This window comes from Brevibacillus nitrificans (genome assembly GCF_003710965.1).
GTDB lineage: Bacteria > Bacillota > Bacilli > Brevibacillales > Brevibacillaceae > Brevibacillus > Brevibacillus centrosporus.
In genome coordinates, this window is sequence record NZ_RHHU01000003.1 from 696,144 (window position 1) to 714,018 (window position 17,875).

Annotated in this window: 14 protein-coding genes; all 14 read left to right on the top strand. The window is 49.1% G+C overall.

The window, feature by feature from the left end; all coding sequences use genetic code 11:
• Positions 1–64: 64 nt before the first annotated feature.
• The 14 genes from EDM59_RS05230 (at position 65) to EDM59_RS05295 (ending at position 17,867) form a co-directional block, all read left to right on the top strand.
• Complete coding sequence (locus EDM59_RS05230; RefSeq protein WP_122922626.1) at positions 65–1,309, top strand: amidohydrolase; 1,245 nt, start codon at positions 65–67, stop codon at positions 1,307–1,309.
• Positions 1,310–1,352: 43 nt separating this feature from the next.
• Positions 1,353–2,363, top strand: a complete 1,011-nt coding sequence (locus EDM59_RS05235) for an NADH:flavin oxidoreductase/NADH oxidase (protein ID WP_122922627.1) — start codon at positions 1,353–1,355, stop codon at positions 2,361–2,363.
• Positions 2,364–2,426: 63 nt separating this feature from the next.
• On the top strand, positions 2,427–3,902 hold the full coding sequence (locus tag EDM59_RS05240) for an amidohydrolase family protein (RefSeq protein ID WP_122922628.1): 1,476 nt from the start codon (positions 2,427–2,429) through the stop codon (positions 3,900–3,902).
• A 175-nt stretch (positions 3,903–4,077) separates the two neighbouring features.
• The gene (locus EDM59_RS05245; RefSeq protein WP_122922629.1) at positions 4,078–5,655 is read left to right on the top strand and encodes a glutathione ABC transporter substrate-binding protein; all 1,578 of its coding nucleotides are present in this window, start codon (positions 4,078–4,080) and stop codon (positions 5,653–5,655) included.
• A gap of 21 nt (positions 5,656–5,676) precedes the next feature.
• Complete coding sequence (locus EDM59_RS05250) at positions 5,677–6,573, top strand: DMT family transporter (protein WP_122922630.1); 897 nt, start codon at positions 5,677–5,679, stop codon at positions 6,571–6,573.
• A gap of 264 nt (positions 6,574–6,837) precedes the next feature.
• Positions 6,838–7,587, top strand: a complete 750-nt coding sequence (locus tag EDM59_RS05255; RefSeq protein ID WP_122922631.1) for a DeoR/GlpR family DNA-binding transcription regulator — start codon at positions 6,838–6,840, stop codon at positions 7,585–7,587.
• Between the two features lie 56 nt (positions 7,588–7,643).
• The gene (locus EDM59_RS05260) at positions 7,644–9,173 is read left to right on the top strand and encodes an FGGY-family carbohydrate kinase (protein WP_183192809.1); all 1,530 of its coding nucleotides are present in this window, start codon (positions 7,644–7,646) and stop codon (positions 9,171–9,173) included.
• Positions 9,174–9,196: 23 nt separating this feature from the next.
• Positions 9,197–10,297, top strand: a complete 1,101-nt coding sequence (locus EDM59_RS05265) for a M42 family metallopeptidase (RefSeq protein ID WP_122922633.1) — start codon at positions 9,197–9,199, stop codon at positions 10,295–10,297.
• A 32-nt stretch (positions 10,298–10,329) separates the two neighbouring features.
• Positions 10,330–11,139 (top strand): BtpA/SgcQ family protein, encoded by an 810-nt coding sequence (locus EDM59_RS05270; RefSeq protein ID WP_122922634.1) that lies wholly within the window; start codon positions 10,330–10,332, stop codon positions 11,137–11,139.
• Positions 11,140–11,196: 57 nt separating this feature from the next.
• Positions 11,197–12,246, top strand: a complete 1,050-nt coding sequence (locus tag EDM59_RS05275; RefSeq protein WP_221176035.1) for an autoinducer 2 ABC transporter substrate-binding protein — start codon at positions 11,197–11,199, stop codon at positions 12,244–12,246.
• Positions 12,247–12,280: 34 nt separating this feature from the next.
• Positions 12,281–13,768, top strand: a complete 1,488-nt coding sequence (locus EDM59_RS05280) for a sugar ABC transporter ATP-binding protein (protein ID WP_122922635.1) — start codon at positions 12,281–12,283, stop codon at positions 13,766–13,768.
• Between the two features lie 22 nt (positions 13,769–13,790).
• Positions 13,791–14,789 (top strand): ABC transporter permease, encoded by a 999-nt coding sequence (locus tag EDM59_RS05285; RefSeq protein WP_122922636.1) that lies wholly within the window; start codon positions 13,791–13,793, stop codon positions 14,787–14,789.
• Positions 14,790–14,808: 19 nt separating this feature from the next.
• Positions 14,809–15,861 (top strand): ABC transporter permease, encoded by a 1,053-nt coding sequence (locus EDM59_RS05290; protein WP_122922637.1) that lies wholly within the window; start codon positions 14,809–14,811, stop codon positions 15,859–15,861.
• A gap of 248 nt (positions 15,862–16,109) precedes the next feature.
• Complete coding sequence (locus EDM59_RS05295) at positions 16,110–17,867, top strand: Rieske (2Fe-2S) protein (protein ID WP_122922638.1); 1,758 nt, start codon at positions 16,110–16,112, stop codon at positions 17,865–17,867.
• Positions 17,868–17,875 lie beyond the last annotated feature (8 nt).

The window sequence follows — 17,875 nt, forward strand, 5'->3', positions numbered from 1 at the left end:
TAAGTCGGGGATAGTCTTTTAGCTATCCCCTTACCAACAGCTCACCAGGAAGGGGAGAAAGTGGATGAGTACAAAGTTTTGGTTAACAAATGTCCGTTTAGAGAGTGGCTATGAATTTGAGGATGGCCTTGTTAGAGCGACCAAGACAGAAATTTGCAATATCTTGGTCGAAGATGGAACATTTAGAGAAATTGTTGCCGCTTCTACGCCGTTACAGACTGAGCTCCCTGCACATGATGCAGAAAAACACTTATTACTCCCCGCATTTAAAGACATGCATGTTCACTTAGATAAAACCTTAATTGGGGATGCATGGCGAGCGCCGTTTCCGGTTTCGAATATTATTGAGCGAAGCCAAAGGGAAAAACGCATCCTACATAGCCTATCGACAACCACAAAGGAAAGAGCAGAAAAATTGTTGGACATTCTGCTGCGTTCAGGCTCCACTCATGTGCGAACTCATGTAGACATCCACCCAGAGCTAGGATTAAAAAATCTGGAGGCTGTCCAGAAGGCGTTGCTCACATTTGATGGCAAGTTAAATTATGAGATTGTTGCATTCCCTGATTTTGGTTTGGTACGTGCTAACTTGCGAGAATTGGTCAGAGAGGCACTGCATTCTGGAGCAAATCTGGTTGGAGGTGTGGATCCAGCTACAGTGGACGGTAATGTCGAAGCCTCCTTGCAAATGATGATGGAACTCGCTGTAGAGTCAAATACAGGAGTTGACTTACATTTACATGATCCAAGCCATTTAGGTACATATACGATGAAACGGTTGGCAGAGATTACGGTTGATGCGGGATGGCAAGGAAGAGTATCGATTAGCCATGCGTTTGGGTTAGGGGAGCTCTCGGAGGGCGAAGCGACGGAGATGGCGGATATTCTAGCAGACGCTGGAATCACCATCATCACGCACGTTCCCATCAATAGACCAATCCCACCTGTTCCTCTGTTACACGAAAGAGGGGTAGCGGTTGCCGTTGGCAGCGATAATATTTTTGATTCCTGGCAACCCTTTGGCAACGGAGATATGTTGGATCGCGCGAGTCGGCTGGCAGAGCGATTTCGCTGGAATAATGAGCTGTCTTTATCCCAAACGCTTGGTTTCATTACTGGCGGAAAGACCGTTCTAGACAAACAGGGAAATCGTATTTGGCCGAAACAAGGGGACGAAGCCAGCGGAGTGCTTGTTGAGGCAAGCTGTTCGGCAGAGGCTGTGGCAAGAAAAGCGAGACGACACGCCGTGCTAAATAAAGGAAAACTGGTTTCTGGAAAACTTTCATGTGCCGATGTCGATCTCTCTTGATAAGTTTGAAATCGCAGAATGGTCATTCAGGAGGAAAACAGCTATGTCCCATCTAGGCAGTGCTTATACGATTAAAGGTTTAACTTTACAAAATAGAATTGTGATGCCTCCGATGTGCCAATACTCCGCGGAAGCAAAGGTTGGGAGTCCAAATGATTGGCACTTTGTTCATTATGTTTCCCGCGCGGTTGGTGGTACCGGACTGATTATTATGGAAATGACAGACATAGACCCGTACGGCGGGATCAGTGATCATGACCTTGGATTGTGGTCAGATGCGCAAATTCCTGCTTTTGCGCGGGTAATCGCGGAGGTACAAAAATATGGGACCAAAATTGGCGTTCAAATTGCCCATTCCGGTCGCAAAGCAGAAGTACCTGTTGCTCCATCCGCCATTCCTTTGAGTCCTGAGCACGATACACCGCGTGCGCTTACCACAGAAGAAGTGAAGGATCTTGTAAAGAAATTCAAAGAGTCAGCCAGAAGAGCCGTAGAGGCAGGCATGGATACGCTTCAGATTCACGCTGCGCACGGTTATCTCATCCATCAATTCCATTCTCCATCCATAAACAAACGAGATGATGAGTATGGGCGTGATCGTGCTAGATTCGGTCTAGAGGTAATTGAAGCTTTCAGAAGCGTAATGCCCGAAGACATGCCTTTGATCATGCGTATTTCCGCTATTGAGTATATGGAGGGAGGGTATGATCTGGAATACAGCATCGACCTCGCACGCCGTTATCAAGAAGCGGGGGTGGATATGTTCGATGTTTCAAGCGGTGGGGAAGCCCCTCTCGGAAAACGAAAACCGGGCAACTATCCCGGTTATCAGGTACCATTTGCCAAAGCGTTCAAGGAAGCACTGAATGTACCCGTAATCGCCGTAGGAATGCTGGATGATCCTGCGCTGGCGGAAGAGACCATCGCCAAAGGGGAAGCAGATTTGATTGCTGTAGGAAGAAGCATGCTGCGAGATCCCTACTGGGCTTTTCATGCTCTCAAAACCTTAGAAGAGGATGCCAAGCCTCCGATGCCGTACCGCTTAGGGTATTAGCTATCCTGATTCATAGATTTATAGATTTCTAGTTTTAGACCAAGCAAAGGAGATATGGTAGAGGTGAAAACAAAGATTACAAGCAAGTTTGTCATTGGATTTGATGGGAATGACCACGTAATTGTCAAAGACGGCGAGTTGGTTTATGAGAATGATTCGATTATTTTCGTTGGTCACGATTATGATGGAGAAGTGGATGAAGTCATCCATGCAGGCAACGCTGTTGTTAGCCCTGGCTTCATCGACTTGAATGCGCTAGGGGATATCGACCACGATCTCATTCACCTCGAAGTAGATGCGAAGCGATCCAAGAACCTTTTATGGTCGACTGATTACTTTTATCAATCTCGTGAAGTGATGACCGCGGAAGAAGAAGCGTTCAAATCCTTGTATGCCTATACGCAACTAATCTTGAATGGCGTTACAACAGCAATGCCGATCACCTGCAGCTTCTATAAAAAATGGACGGAAACCTATGAGGAAATAGAAGCGGCCGCACACCATGCAGGCAATCTGGGTCTTCGCATGTATTTGGGTTCCAGTTTTCAGTCGGGGACACGCGTGATCAAACCGAATGGTGACATGGTCGTGTATTGGGATGAAAAAGAAGGAGAGCTGGGTCTTCAACGAGCTGTCAATTTCATCAAGAATTATGACGGTGCCTATGATGGGCTGATTCGCGGCATGCTCGCACCTGAGCGGATCGAAATGCAAACACCCGAAAACTTGATCAACACGAAACGATACAGTGATGAATTGGGTGTTCCCATAAAACTACATGCGGCACAAGGGGCGTATGAGTTTGGGGAAATCCAGCGCAGACATAACAAAACGCCGATTCGCTTTCTCTACGATTTGGGCTTTTTGGGGCCTCGGACAGGCATCCCTCACGCTCACTTTGTAACCGGTTACAGTAAAGTTGACGAGGGAACAGGTGACGACCTGCAACTGCTGGCGGAAACAGGTACCACTGTGATTCACTGCCCTCTCGTCATCGGCAGACACGGTTCAGCACTTGAGACCTTTGCCAAGTATAAGAGAAGGGGAATTAATTTGGCAATCGGCACAGATACGTTTCCACCGGACTTCTTCCAAAATATTCGCACCGCCAGCATGGTATCACGCATCTTGGAAGGAGGCGTGCAGGATTCTACTTATGCAGACGTATTTCGCGCAGCAACTCTTGGAGGAGCTCAATTTTTCGGCCGTGAAGATCTTGGCCGTCTCGCGCCTGGTGCAAAAGCGGATATCATCGTAGTCGATTTAGAGGGTTTCCACATAGGACCAGTAGAAGATCCGATCCGCACGATGATTATGTCCGGTTCTGGTAGAGATGTAAAAATGTCGATCATCAACGGACGAACCGTTATGAGAGATAGACAGATTCCAGGAGTTGACCTTGAAGCAGTGCGCATCAAAGGGCAAACCTATTTTGACAAAATGCGCCTCAGTTATCTTGAAAGGGATTACCAACAACTTCCGGAAGAAGAACTATTTCAACCATCATTTCGAGTTATTGAAAAATGCCAAAAAGGGTAACATGACCTTCAGTCGAAGCGGCACTACCTAAAGGATATATCTAGGAGAATCGTGTAGATCGAGCTATACGATTCTCTATTCCTGGAAGCACAAAACACCAAAAACAGATTACTGAAAATTATCTATTATCTAAATGTACCGTGTATTTCCATTTGAGTAAAGGGGGAAATTCATCATGGTGAATAAACGCTTTCTCGCTGCTTATCTTGCGGTAGTTGTGGGAATTGCATTAGCTCTGATCGGCTGCAGCTCCAATTCAGAGCAGCATGCTTCCAACAACAGCACAACTGCAGAGACGCTGAACACACAGGGGACATTGATTATTGCCAGAAAGGCGGATGCGACAACCTTAGATCCACATTTCATTACGAACAACAACACTTCGAATTATATCTCTATGGGCAAAGTTTATGAAGGCCTTGTGCAACGCGATCAAAACATGAAGTTTTTACCTGCACTCGCTACCGAGTGGAAACAGCTGAATGATGTCACCTGGGAATTTAAGCTCCGTCAAGGGGTAACCTTCCACGATGGAACTCCATTCAATGCTCAAGCCGTCCAAAAGACATTTGCGAGGATATTGGATAAAAACGTTGGTTCATCGCGTATTGCCGTCTTTGCTATGGTGAAAGAGATTAAAGCAATCGACGACTACACGGTTCAGTTCGTTTTGGATTATCCATATGCTCCGCTGCTTGCCAGCTTGGCTATTAATGATGGAAGTATTATTAGCCCGAAAGCGATCGAGCAATATGGAAAGGACCTAGCGAAGCATCCGGTAGGTACCGGTCCCTTTTCCTTTGAGTCATGGACACCCGGACAAGAAATGGTACTTGTGAGAAACGAAAACTACTGGGGCGAAAAACCAAAGATAGCGAAAGTGATCTATAAGATCGTACCTGAAGATACCACACGGACCGCTATGGTAGAAACAGGAGAAGCCCATTTAACAGATCAAGTCCCGGTTTCGGAGCTTGCACGCGTGCAATCATCTCCTTCTATCAAACTCCTGCGCACAGAAGGGCTGGGCATCGAGTGGCTCGATTTTAACGTGCAGAAAAAGCCTTTTGATGATGTTCGCGTCCGGCAAGCTATTGCGCATGCGATCGATAAAGAAGCGATTATCAAAGGCGTGTACAACGATGTGGGCAGAAAGGCTGTTTCCACATTATCACCCAAGGTCGTCGGCTATCATCCTACTTTAAAGGACTATGACTATGATGTGAACCAAGCAAAAGCGCTGCTAGCCGAAGCAGGATATCCAAATGGATTTACAACCTCGATTATGACGGGGGATCAAAAAGAGCGTGTGAACCTGGCCGAAGTCATTCAAGCTCAATTAAAGGAAATCGGTATCGATGTAGAAGTGAAGTCAATGGAGTATGGCGCGTATTTAGCTGCCGCAGGAAAAGGAGAGCATGAGATGACTATCGGCAGCTGGGGAAACGCGACCGGTGACGGTGATTCTGTTCAGTGGAATATTTTCCACAGCAGTTCCTTCGGTGATCCTGGTAACCATGCTTTCTACGCTAACGCGGAAGTGGACATGCTAATCGAGGCAGGCCGCAGAGAAAGTGATCCGGTAAAACGCGACCAAATCTATGCAAAGCTGCAGGAAATAGAGTGGAAAGATGCCCCGGTCGTTCCGATCCGAATCGTCGATCACCTGGCTATCGTAAGCGAAAAGGTCAAAGACTTCTCCATGGATCCAATTGGGTTCTTTCAACTGAATAAGGTAACCGTAGAAGAATAAATCAAAAGAGGATGCTGCTGCATGATTCGCTCCTATCTCCTTGTACTGATGTGCGTCATTTTTTGGGGGAGTGACTTTGTATTTGGTTCTATCTTAGTTCGTGAGTTCCCACCGCTACTGTTATCAGGTACCCGTCTACTCTTCATTGTTCTATTTTTAGTCCTATATGCTTTGTGGCATAAGAAAAAGTTCAATATTGCAAGAAGTGATCTGACTCTCTTTCTTTTTTTGGGCATGATTGGGATGGGACTAAATCAATGGTCGTTTTACAAAGGCCTGGAAACAACGGATCCAGCAACTGCCAGCTTAATTTTGGCACTTGCCCCCATTACAACCGTCTTTTTAGCAGCATTGTTCCTGAAAGAAAAAATGACTTTGCGGTTGGTTATTGGAGCTGTAATAGCCATCTCTGGTGTATTTCTTATCATCACCAACGGAAACGAGTTGGAAATTTCCGAAGGGGCTTATTATATTTTGATCACCATGCTGACTTTTTCCCTTTCCATTGTCTGTGTCCGCAAGCTGGTACAAACCTATGATTTTATAGCTGTCACTGTTTACCAGAATTTGATTGGCTTTATGTGCTTGTCTCCAATTGCCCTGGGTACTGAATCGGTAGGCCAGATGAGTACAGAAGCCTGGGCATGGTTCCTGTTGATAGCAACGGGAATTGTCATTCAAGGAGTGTCTACCCTCGTATGGAACAGTCAGTTGCAAAAGGTAGGGGCTGCAAGAGCGGCAATGTTCTTAAATCTTGAACCATTCGTGGCGATGATCCTCGGATTTGCCTTGCTTGGTCATGTTGTGAGTCCTTTGCAATTGATCGGGTCATTCCTCATCATCGCAGGCGTTATCGTAACTACAGCAAAAGTATCTCCGAAATTATCCGACAAACAGAAACTCAGCTTTCGTAAGTAGAGCATACATGAATAACTAGCCAGCAGAAAAAACGTCAGTGTCCACGAGAGGGATCCTGACGTTTTTTCCTTGTAATCATTCGGTACGGGCATAAAACGAACTTTCGATTCTTCATTATTCTGCTGCCGAGTATTGCAATCGCTTTCGTGATCACATATGATCGAATTACTATTTTGAAATGATCAATTTCTGATTATTCGTGATTTTTAATTGATCGAATATGATCATTCATGTATCATTTCAGTCAAGAGGAGATCGATAAGCATGGCGACAGATCGCGAGAAAGATATTCTGAATTTTCTGAACGAAAAATCCCCGTTGTCGGTGGAAGAACTGGCTGCTTCGCTGTATGTGTCCGAGGTTACCGTTCGCAGAGACTTGGCAGCGATGGAGAAGAAAGGGATGATCGTTCGCAAAAGAGGAGGAGCTTCTCTACCCGAGCTAGGATTTGAGCCCATGTTTAATCAACGGCAAAAGAAAAACAACGAGCTCAAGCAATCGATAGCCAAGTACGTAGCAAATACGATTCAGGAGGGAGAGGTCATTGCACTGGATGTCGGTACCACGACGGCTGAATTGGCGAGAGAGCTGACCAAGCGCTCGGGGATCACGGTATTTACCTCCTGCATCCAGGTCGCTTCCATTCTCGCCAAGAGCAATCTCCAGGTGTATATGATCGGTGGGCTGATTCGTAAAACGGAATTGTCGATGGTCGGCAGCATCGCCCAAGAGACGATTAGGAAATTCACTTTTGATCGCTTTTATCTCGGGGTAGCAGGCATCAATCTGGAAACGGGTCTCACGGATTACAGCATCGAAGAGACGGAAGTGAAACGAGCATTTATCGATCGCTCCAAAAGAGTCATCGCCCTTGTGGACAGGACGAAATTTGGACATTCTTCCTTGATCCAGGTATGTGAAGCCGAGCAGATCGATGAAATGATCACGAACAAAGGCGACTTTGGCGGGGAGCTTCCAGAAGACCATTTCCAAGGAAAAATTACTTACGTCTAGCCATATGTCCAGCGCACTAGAGGCGATCTACCTGGGCTGCGAGGGGAGTGAAAAATGTGGCTTATGTGCTGGGGATAGATATCGGGACCTATGAATCAAAGGGAGCGTTGGTAAACGAGACCGGCAAGCTCCTTTTGAGCGAGTCGGTGGCCCATCTGCTGGAAATCCCGCAACGCGGTTGGGCCGAGCACGATGCGGAGCATACGTGGTGGCACGACTTTGTGCATTTGAGCAAAGCCATCACGCAAAAGGCCGCTGCCAAATACGGGATCCGACCGGACGAGATCAAAGCAGTGGGGGTTAGCTCGATCGCCCCAGCCGTCGTCCCGGTCGATAGCGAAGGAAAGCCCCTACGCAAAGCAATCTTGTACGGAGTCGATACGCGATCGCAAAAGCAGGTCCATGAATGTAACGAAAAAATAGGAGTAGAGCGGATTTTCCAAGTTGGGGCACAATCTTTATCGGCTCAATCGGCAGGACCGAAAATACTCTGGATTCGCCAAGAGGAGCCGCATGTGTACGAGCGAACGGCCAAGTTTCTCTGTGGTTCAGGGTATCTCGTCTACAAGCTTACGGATGAGCAGGTCATCGATCGTTATACGGCTGCGTCTTACTCACCGCTTTTGGACATTCATCAGTTGAAATGGAGCGAGGAAATGGCGGGTGCAATCTGTGAGTTGGACAAATTGCCCCGACTCACCTGGAGCCACGAAATCGCTGGAGAAGTAACGAAGCGGGCAGCCGCACAGACTGGACTTGCCCCCGGAACGAAGGTGATTGCTGGTACAGCCGACGCGCTTTCCGAGGCGATCAGCGTAGGAGCGGTGAACAAAGGCGATCTGATGCTGATGTACGGCAGCTCTACCTTTTTCATTCTTGCTGCTCCCCATTTGCCAAGGACACAAACCTTATGGGCCAATTTGCACGCCGTTCCTGGCTATCACACCATTACGGGTGGCACGGCTACAGCAGGCTCACTCACCCGCTGGTTTATCGATCAATGCTTGTCGACAGCTGGACAAAAGGGAGATGGCATGACGGTCGATGAAGCCTACACGTATGCGATGAAGCTGGCGGAGCAGAGTCCACCTGGGGCAAATGGGCTGCTTACCCTTCCCTACTTTAGCGGAGAACGGACGCCTATTCATCACGCTGCGGCAAAGGGTGTGTTTTTTGGACTCTCCCTCCATCACACGCAGTCTGACATGTACCGCTCGATTTTAGAGGGCATTTCCTTTTCCATTCGCCACAATATGGACGAAATCCGAAGCTTGGATGTCCCGATCCATCGAGCCATTGCGGTAGGAGGTGGTGTCAAAAATCGCCTTTGGCTGCAAAGCGTGAGTGACATTTGCCAACTGACTCAGGTCATCCCGGAAATTACACTGGGTGCTTCTTACGGAAACGCCTTTTTGTGTGCGCTCGGACTCGGCTGGTATCGAGAACTTACGGATATGGCTCAATGGGTAAGAGTCAAGGAAGAGGTTGCACCGCAGAAGACGCATCTGCCTGTCTATGAGCGCTACTACGAACTCTATCACAGGCTGTATCGGCAAACACGAGATTTGATGGATGAGCTCACTTAACCAAACAACGGGGGAACGAAAGCATGATTCCAGACTATCAAAAAATGAAAGAGGTTCTACGTGATTTGACGTCTTGTCTGGCTCTGTCCGGATACGAGGATTCAGTCATCCGTTATGTAAAGGAGAGGCTGGCAGGAGCGGCAGAGCATATTCAGGTCGATCCGCTCGGGAATGTCATTGTGCGAATGAATCGGATCCAGACAAAAAATCCGTTTCGGGTGATGGTGTTCGCTCATATGGACGAACTCGGATTGGTAGTCACCAAAGTCGAGGAAAGCGGCTTTTTGCGCTTGGAGCGGCTGGGAGGAATTCCGGAGAAGAGCTTGGCAGGTACCACTCTTTTGATCGAAGTGGAGGGAAAGCGGTGGAACGGGATTGTCGGCACGAAATCCCACCATGTCACAAAGCAAGACGAGAAGTATAAAGTGCTTCCGGTAAACGAGATCTATGCAGACTTTGGCTTTCGGAGCAAGCAGGAGGCGCTGGATGCAGGAATTTCACCAGGTACACCGGTAGGCTACGCCCGACAGTTTTTTGACAATGGCTCGATCGTATTTGGCAATACTCTCGATAACCGCGTGGGCTGCCTGACCTTGCTGGAGCTGGCAGACCGTTTGCAGCATACCGAGCTGCCCTGCGAGCTGTACATTGTCTTTTCCGTACAGGAAGAGTTTAACCTGCGCGGGGTGCTGCCAGCCGTGCGAAAGATAAATCCGCACTTGGCAATCACGCTGGATATTACGATCGCGACAGATACCCCTGATCTAAAAGGCAGCGCGGATATTCGTCTCGGCGGCGGCCCGAGCCTTGGCATGTACACCTTCCATGGAAGAGGCACTTTAGGTGGACTCATCCCCAATCCCAAGCTGGTGAAGCATGTGCAAAAGATTGCAAGCGAACAGGAAATTCCACTGCAGCAAGCAGTCTTTATGGGCATTCTGACGGATGCTTCCTTTAGCCAATTGGAAAATGACGGCATTCCAATGATCGATCTCGGCTACCCAGCACGCTACACACATGCGCCAGTAGAAGCAGTGGATTTACAGGATGTGGAGCAACTCATTTGCTTGCTGGAAAAGCTTTTGCTCACTTTCGACCAAAATTTGGATCTTAGCCGCGGATAACCTATTATCTACCAGAGGAGTGGAGTCAAATCATGACTTGGTTAAAAGACATAATCGGAACGGAAAAAGCAATCATTGCCATGTGCCACCTGCTTCCTTTGCCAGGAGACCCTTCCTTTCAGAAAGAAAAAGGGATGGAATACGTCGTGGAAATGGCGCGAAAGGATTTGCGAGCGCTCCAGGACGGTGGCGTGGATGCCGTGATGTTTTCCAACGAGTTTAGCCTGCCGTATTTGACCGATGTAAAAACGGAGACAGTAGCAGCGATGGCGAGAATCATCGGCGAACTCAAAAGCGATATTCAAATTCCTTTTGGAGTCAACGTGCTCTGGGATGCAAAAAAATCATTGGATCTGGCTGCCGCAACTGGGGCGCAATTTGTCCGTGAAATCTTTACGGGCGTTTACGCGAGCGACTTTGGGATATGGAACACCAATGTAGGCGAGACGGTACGTCATCAGTATCGGATCGGAGCAGAGAAGGTAAAGCTGCTCTTCAATATCGTTCCAGAAGCCGCGAAGTACTTGGCCGATCGGGATATTGAGAATGTCGCGAAATCCACCGTGTTCAACAATCGGCCGGATGCCTTGTGCGTGTCCGGATTGACGGCAGGGACAGCGACCGATTCGCAAATGTTGAAGCGGGTAAAGGATGCTGTTCCCGAAACAGTCGTCCTGGCGAACACCGGAGTCCGCATGCAAAATCTGGAGCAGCAGCTTTCCATTGCGGACGGTGCGGTTGTCGGAACAACGTTTAAATTAGACGGAAAATTCGAAAATCATGTGGATCAAGAGCGAGTAAAAGCGTTCATGGAAAAGGTAAAAGCGTTTCGGCAGAGGTAGTGCATGACATGTGACCATGTCATTTTCATTACAAACAGAAGATAAGGGAGGTCGACGATGATGAACAGACAGAGAAGGAGCTTGACGCTCGTGAGCCTGATGCTGGCTGTATTGCTGCTCTTACTGTCAGCATGCAGTGGCGGCGGAAGTACACAACCACAAGACCAGACAGGACAACAGGCCAGCGGGAAAAAGTACAAGATCGCAACAGTGGTCAAATTGACGGGTGTCGCATGGTTTGATCGAATGAACGAGGGAATCAAGAAGTTCGGTGAGGAAACAGGCAACGAAACGTTTATGCAAGGACCGCAGAAAGCAGATGCGGCGCTGCAAGTGCAAATTATCGAGGACCTGATCGCGCAAAAGGTAGACGCGATTACCGTCGTTCCGTTCTCTGCCGAAGCGTTGGAGCCCGTGCTGAAAAAGGCACGTGAAAAAGGCATTGTAGTCATTACACACGAGGCAGACGGCTTTGAAAATACGGACTTTAATATCGAAGCGTTCGACAACTTGGACTACGGCGCGTTCTTGATGGACAGTCTGGCGAAATCGATGGGCGAGCAGGGCGAATACATGACGACTGTGGGCAGCTTAACGACGAAATCGCACATGCAGTGGGAAGAGGGCGCGTACAAGCGTCAGCAGGAGAAATACCCAAACATGAAAGCAGTCGCCCGCAAGCTGGAAACGAATGACGATCAGAAGACAGCGAGTGAGAAATTCCGCGAAACACTGAAGGCTTATCCGAATCTGAAAGGCTTCCAGGGCGCGTCGGGTAACGATGCTGCTGGCGCGGCACTGGCAGTAGAAGAAATGGGGCTGCAAGGAAAAGTGAGCGTCGTGGGCACGAGCGTACCGTCCGTCAGCAAGCAATATCTGGATAGCGGTGCGATGAGCATGATTGGCTTCTGGGACCCCGCTGACGCTGGATATGTGATGAACAAGCTGGCTGTTATGGTCCTGGATGGTAAGAAAGCAGATATCAAGGAAGGTGCAAACCTCGGGGTGAAGGGCTACGAAAGCATCAAGGTCGTCAATGACAAATACTTGTTCGGCAGCGCTTGGGTCGGGGTCGGCAAAGATAACATGAATGATTACAACTTCTAAACCCACACAAGTTTAGAGAGGGGGAACCGCAATCATGTCACTCATACAATTGTCAGGGATCAGTAAATCATTTGCCGGGGTCCAAGCGCTGAAGGATGTCAGCATCGAATTGGATTATGGAGAAATCCACTGTTTAGCCGGAGAGAATGGTTGCGGGAAATCCACTCTGATCAAAGTCATGTCCGGTGTGCACGCACCGGATCATGGCGAAATGCGGATACATGGTCAGAAACGCAAGCTGCTGACTCCGATCGATGCGATTAACGAAGGGATTCAGGTTATTTATCAAGACTTCTCCATCTTTCCGAACCTGACCGTAGCAGAGAATATCGCTCTCAATACTGAGCTGGCCCAAAACAGAAAGCTGGTTCATTGGCGCAGGATGAAGCAGATGGCCAAGCAGGCACTGGAGAAAGTCAACATCCAGCTGGATCTCGATGCAAAGGTCGAAACGCTGTCAGTAGCCGACAAGCAGCTGATTGCCATTTCACGAGCGCTGATGCACAAAGCCAAGCTGATTATCATGGATGAGCCGACGACAGCATTGACGCAAAAAGAAGTGAGGTCCCTGTTCTCCATCATTAACGGTCTGAAAAAAGAAGGAATGACGATTCTATTCGTCAGCCACAAGCTGGAAGAAGTCTTTGAGATTTCCGAGAGAATCACTATATTGCGCAATGGTAAGAACGTCGTATCCGAACGGGTCCAACAGTTCGATCGTGACAAGCTCGTCTTTTACATGACAGGAAGAAAAATTGAAGAAAGTTTTTACGAGATAAAAGAAGATGCCAGCATCCCTATCCTGCAAACAGAAGATTTAGGATTGCAGGGGTGCTTTGAACATATTTCGCTGCAGGTCAAAGCAGGGGAAATCGTGGGTTTGACGGGCTTGCTCGGATCAGGCCGAACGGAGCTGGCGGAATCGCTCTTTGGCTTGAGAAGCGCTACGAGCGGCAAAATCTATATCGAGGGCAAGGAGCAGCAGATCCATTCTGTACAGGATGCGATCGCGCAGCGAATTGCGTACGTGCCAGAGGATCGTCTGACCGAAGGCTTATTTTTGGAGCAATCTATCGAGCGGAATATGGTGATCAGCGTGGTCGATCAGCTGTCCAGCCGCTCGCGCATGGTGAATCGAACAAAAGTGAAAAGTACGGTTCAGGATTGGATCAAGAGGTTGGGGATTGTCGCACATTCTCCTGCATTGCCGGTCAAGACACTATCCGGTGGCAATCAGCAGCGTGTCGTTCTCGCAAAATGGCTAGCAACCCATCCGCGGCTGCTCATCTTAAATGGGCCGACCGTCGGGGTAGATATTGGCTCAAAGGAAGACATCCACCAAGTCATACGCGCATTGGCGCAGGAGGGCATGGGCGTGTTAATGATCTCCGATGATTTTCCTGAGCTCAAGCATAACTGCAATCGGATACTGGTCATGAAAAATGGTCGACTGGTGGGACAAATGGCCGGTAAGGAATGGAGCCAAGAAGAATGGACGCGATTGCAAGAAACCACATCGTAGTGAGGCGGCAGGGGGAGAGCCAATGAAAAAGGTCATGCAAACCAGTGAATTTTATGTAGCCATCGTCGTCCTGACGCTGTTTCTCGTGATCGGCAGCCAAAGCAGTGCATTTTTTACCATCACCAATCTGTTCGATCTAATCCGCAGCGGGATCGTTCCCGGAATCTTTGTGATGTGTGCCATGCTGGTCATTATTTCGGGAGGGATTGATGTTTCTTTTCCTGCCATTGCGACCTTCAGCATGTTTTGCTCCACGAAAATTCTTCATTCCATGCACTTTGACGGCCCCGTGCTCGTAGCTTTTCTTTTGTCCGGGTTGATTGGTCTGTGCCTGGGGCTGATAAATGCTGTCTTCATTTCTCTGTTCCGCCTGCCCACGCTGATCGTCACCCTGGGTACCTCTTCCATGTTCAGCGGGTTTCTCCTGACCTTTGTAGGCAGTAGCCAGATCAGCGATTTGCCGAAGCCGCTCTTAACCTTTTCCAAGGAGCAGATTTTCAAGTTTACGAATGACAGCGGAATCACGGTAGGGCTACCGGTCGCCGTCCTTGTTTCGTTGGGAGTGATTGCACTCGTAGCATTGCTGCTGCGATATACCATGATGGGCAGAGGCATCTACGCGCTCGGCGGTGATGCCGTATCTGCGCAAAGGATCGGCTTTTCTCCCATTCGCATTCAGTTTTTTATTTATGGTTTTGTCGGTCTAATGGCCGGGGTCGCAGGCATGATTCATACGACAATGATGCGAAATTCCAATCCGGTTGACTTGCTGGGAACGGAATTGCTGATTATCGCAGCGGTCGTGCTCGGCGGGACGCGCATTACGGGCGGACATGGAACGGTGCTGGGCTCCTTGCTGGGATTATTACTCGTTATCACAATCCAGAACAGCTTGATACTGTTGGGTATTCCTTCCTATTGGCAGCGATTTGTCATCGGTGCCTTGATCCTGATCGGAACGGGCGTGGCGGCATATCAGGTGAAGAGATCGATCATGAGGCGAAAATCGATCGTTTCCTAACGATGAAAGGAGGGTAGCTATGACAAACCCAAACGGGAATAGTCCAGGGCCAATCACGCCAATCAGTAGGTCGTCTTTTTCTTTGAAGCGCTATTTGCCGCAAGATGCAAGCACGACTAGATTGTTCATCATCATGCTCGTCGTCTTTGTCATAATGGCAGGTTTAAGTCCCAACACTTTTTTGTCGTTGGACAGCTTTACGTCAATGTCGTTTCAGTTCCCCGTTTTTGGTATTTTCGCGTTTGCTATGATGCTTTCGATGATTTCCGGAGGGATCGATCTATCCATTGTAGGGATCGCCAATCTCACCTCGATCATAGCGGCTTCGGTTATGGTGCGAATGCTGCCTGCGGAAGCATCCGCGAGCGAGAGCCTTTTGTATATCCTGCTGGGCGTGGCTGCTGCACTCATGGTCGGACTCGTATGCGGTCTATTTAACGGCTTTGCGATTACAAAGATTGGCATTCCTCCCATTCTAGTGACCTTGGGTACGATGCAGCTCTTTATGGGGATTGCCATTATTGTAACGAAGGGGCAAGCTATAGTGGGCCTGCCTGAGCTGTATACGAAGATCGGAAACGGGAGCTTGTGGATCTTACCTGTACCGCTTCTTATGTTTTGCCTGTGTATTTTGGGGACGTATGTGCTGTTGAACAAGCAAACGTACGGGATGAAGCTGCAAATGCTGGGGGCAAATCCAACAGCCTCCGTCTTTTCGGGTGTAAACAACACGCGTGTACTGCTTACGACCTACGCGATCAGTGGTGTGTTGGCTGCCATAGCAGGTCTGGTCATTGTCGCCCAGACCAATTCGGCAAAGGCGGACTATGGGACGTCCTACATTTTGCAGGCGATATTGGTAGCTGTGATGGGCGGTGTTGATCCAAAAGGTGGTTTTGGCAAGATATCGGGGATCGTGATGGCCGTCTTGACTCTCCAATTTTTGTCGAGCGGCTTAAACGCCTTGCACGTCGGGAATTTCTTCAAGGATTTTATGTGGGGAGTCGTTCTCTTACTCGTCATGGTCATCAACGAATGGAGCAATCGAAGGAAGGCACGGAGGATTGGTTAAACAAGGTATTGAGTTATCGGAAGTATTATTCTCATGCGAAAGTTCTCCAAAAGATGGCAGCCGCGGCTGTCATCTTTTTTAGCGTGGTACGAAACGATTTAGCTGTTCATTTATGGTTCATGGCACGGACCATTGGAAGCAGAGTGCGCACTCCGTTAATATACATTAGAAACTAAAATATTGACAAAGTAAAAGAACGATGGTAGCCTTTATTAGAAAATACAGAATACTTATCAGGAGGGATCAGTATGCAGCAAACTCCAAACTCGTCATGGATCCAAGCGGGTACGCTGGAGGCGATTCAAGAGAATGGCCACAAGTTAATCCACGGCGGAATCGCAGTGTTCTATCATGAGGAGCAGGTTTATGCGGTAGACAATCGCTGTCCGCACTTGGGGTTTCCTTTGCATATGGGGAGCTTGTGCGAAGGGATACTTACTTGCCATTGGCATCATGCGCGCTTTGACGTCTGCAGCGGTGGAACGTTGGACCCTTGGGCGGACGATGTTCCATCCTATGAAGTGAAAATTGAAAATGGGATCGTTTGGGTGAATCCGCAGCCAAAACAGACGAGCAGTGCTGAAAGATACAAGCTTCGGTTGCGGGAAGGTCTGGAGCAAAATCTAGGTCTTGTCATTGCCAAAGCTGTCGTTGGCTTGGTGGAGGCAGGGGTTCCAGCAGCGGACATCACGCAGATCGGCATCGAGTTCGGTACCGTTTATGGGAGAGGCTGGAATTCTGGACTCACCATTCTTACCGCCATGGCGAACGTGCTGCCAAAGCTAGATAAAGCAGGAACGATCCTCGCGCTTTATCAAGGGCTGCTTCACGTAGCTCGTAACAGCTCTGGTGCACCGGCTCGTCATCTGCTTAAGCCGCTGCCGGGAGACGACGTGCCGTTCGAGAGACTGACGGAATGGTACCGCAACTGTATCGAGGTCCGCGACACACAAGGCGCGGAAAGAGTCTTGCTTACGGCGATCCGCCAAGGCGCTTCCCTGGAACAGCTTTCGGAGATGATGCTGATCGCGGCGACTGACCACTTTTATTTGGACGGCGGGCATACGTTTGATTTTCACAATAAAGCCCTGGAAGCGATTGACCTTATTGGAGAAGCGCACGCCGAGCAGACATTAACCGCACTGGTTCCGCTCCTCGCCAATCCGACCCGAAGCGAGGAACTTCATCAGTGGCAGTCGCCTGTGAATCTGGTTGCTCCGCTAAAGGAAGCCTTCGCGCAGCTGGAGAGCTTACCACTGGTAGAGTCTTATACCGATATTTCCGCAGCGGACGAGAAGAAAATCGTGGATCAACTGTTAAGCGACGAACCACTTGAAACGGTGCATCTCGTGACAGAGGTCTTGAAAGCGGGAGCAAATCCCTCTCAGTTGGCGCAGCTGGTAACTCTGGCAGCAGCTGAGCGGATCGTCCGCTTCCATACTCAAAATGATTTTAGTGATTGGATTTCCGTATTGCATACCTTTACCTATTCCCATGCCGTGCATAAGCGTTTGCGCCGTTCGACCCATCCTCTGCTGCTACGGGCGATCTATCATGGAGTCATCCGGATTTACTTAGATCGATTTTTGAATATCCCTGCGGCACCACGCCCAGATGGCTCGATCGTCCCCGCCGTTGACACTGCCAAACCGGAGCGGCTGCTGCAAATGATGGATCTTCGCCAGCAGGTAAACGAAGCGGCCCGCTGGACAGCTGGTTACCTGCACGCCGGCGGCGACCCTGACGTCATTCTGAATACATTGGGACATGCGCTTTTGCGTGAAGATGCCGAATTCCATTCCTTTCAAATGTACGAAGCGGCGGTCTCCGAATATGAGCGTTGGGCAACACGTCAAGACGACTTCGCTGCGCGCGCTGGTGAGACGATGCTTTTGGCAGCGACCCGCTATCTGGCTGCCCATGCGCCAACCCCGCGCGAACAGTCCCATATCGCCCGCATTGCCACTCGGTTGTATCGGGGCGAGCGGCTTTTCGAAGAGGCGTAAGCCGTTAG

Coding starts and splice junctions, on each gene's coding strand:
- EDM59_RS05235 (WP_122922627.1), top strand. CDS start 1,353: ATGTCCCATCTAGGCAGTGCTTATACGATTAAAGGTTTAACTTTACAA.
- EDM59_RS05295 (WP_122922638.1), top strand. CDS start 16,110: ATGCAGCAAACTCCAAACTCGTCATGGATCCAAGCGGGTACGCTGGAG.
- EDM59_RS05270 (WP_122922634.1), top strand. CDS start 10,330: ATGACTTGGTTAAAAGACATAATCGGAACGGAAAAAGCAATCATTGCC.
- EDM59_RS05280 (WP_122922635.1), top strand. CDS start 12,281: ATGTCACTCATACAATTGTCAGGGATCAGTAAATCATTTGCCGGGGTC.
- EDM59_RS05265 (WP_122922633.1), top strand. CDS start 9,197: ATGATTCCAGACTATCAAAAAATGAAAGAGGTTCTACGTGATTTGACG.
- EDM59_RS05245 (WP_122922629.1), top strand. CDS start 4,078: ATGGTGAATAAACGCTTTCTCGCTGCTTATCTTGCGGTAGTTGTGGGA.
- EDM59_RS05285 (WP_122922636.1), top strand. CDS start 13,791: ATGAAAAAGGTCATGCAAACCAGTGAATTTTATGTAGCCATCGTCGTC.
- EDM59_RS05255 (WP_122922631.1), top strand. CDS start 6,838: ATGGCGACAGATCGCGAGAAAGATATTCTGAATTTTCTGAACGAAAAA.
- EDM59_RS05230 (WP_122922626.1), top strand. CDS start 65: ATGAGTACAAAGTTTTGGTTAACAAATGTCCGTTTAGAGAGTGGCTAT.
- EDM59_RS05275 (WP_221176035.1), top strand. CDS start 11,197: ATGATGAACAGACAGAGAAGGAGCTTGACGCTCGTGAGCCTGATGCTG.
- EDM59_RS05290 (WP_122922637.1), top strand. CDS start 14,809: ATGACAAACCCAAACGGGAATAGTCCAGGGCCAATCACGCCAATCAGT.
- EDM59_RS05250 (WP_122922630.1), top strand. CDS start 5,677: ATGATTCGCTCCTATCTCCTTGTACTGATGTGCGTCATTTTTTGGGGG.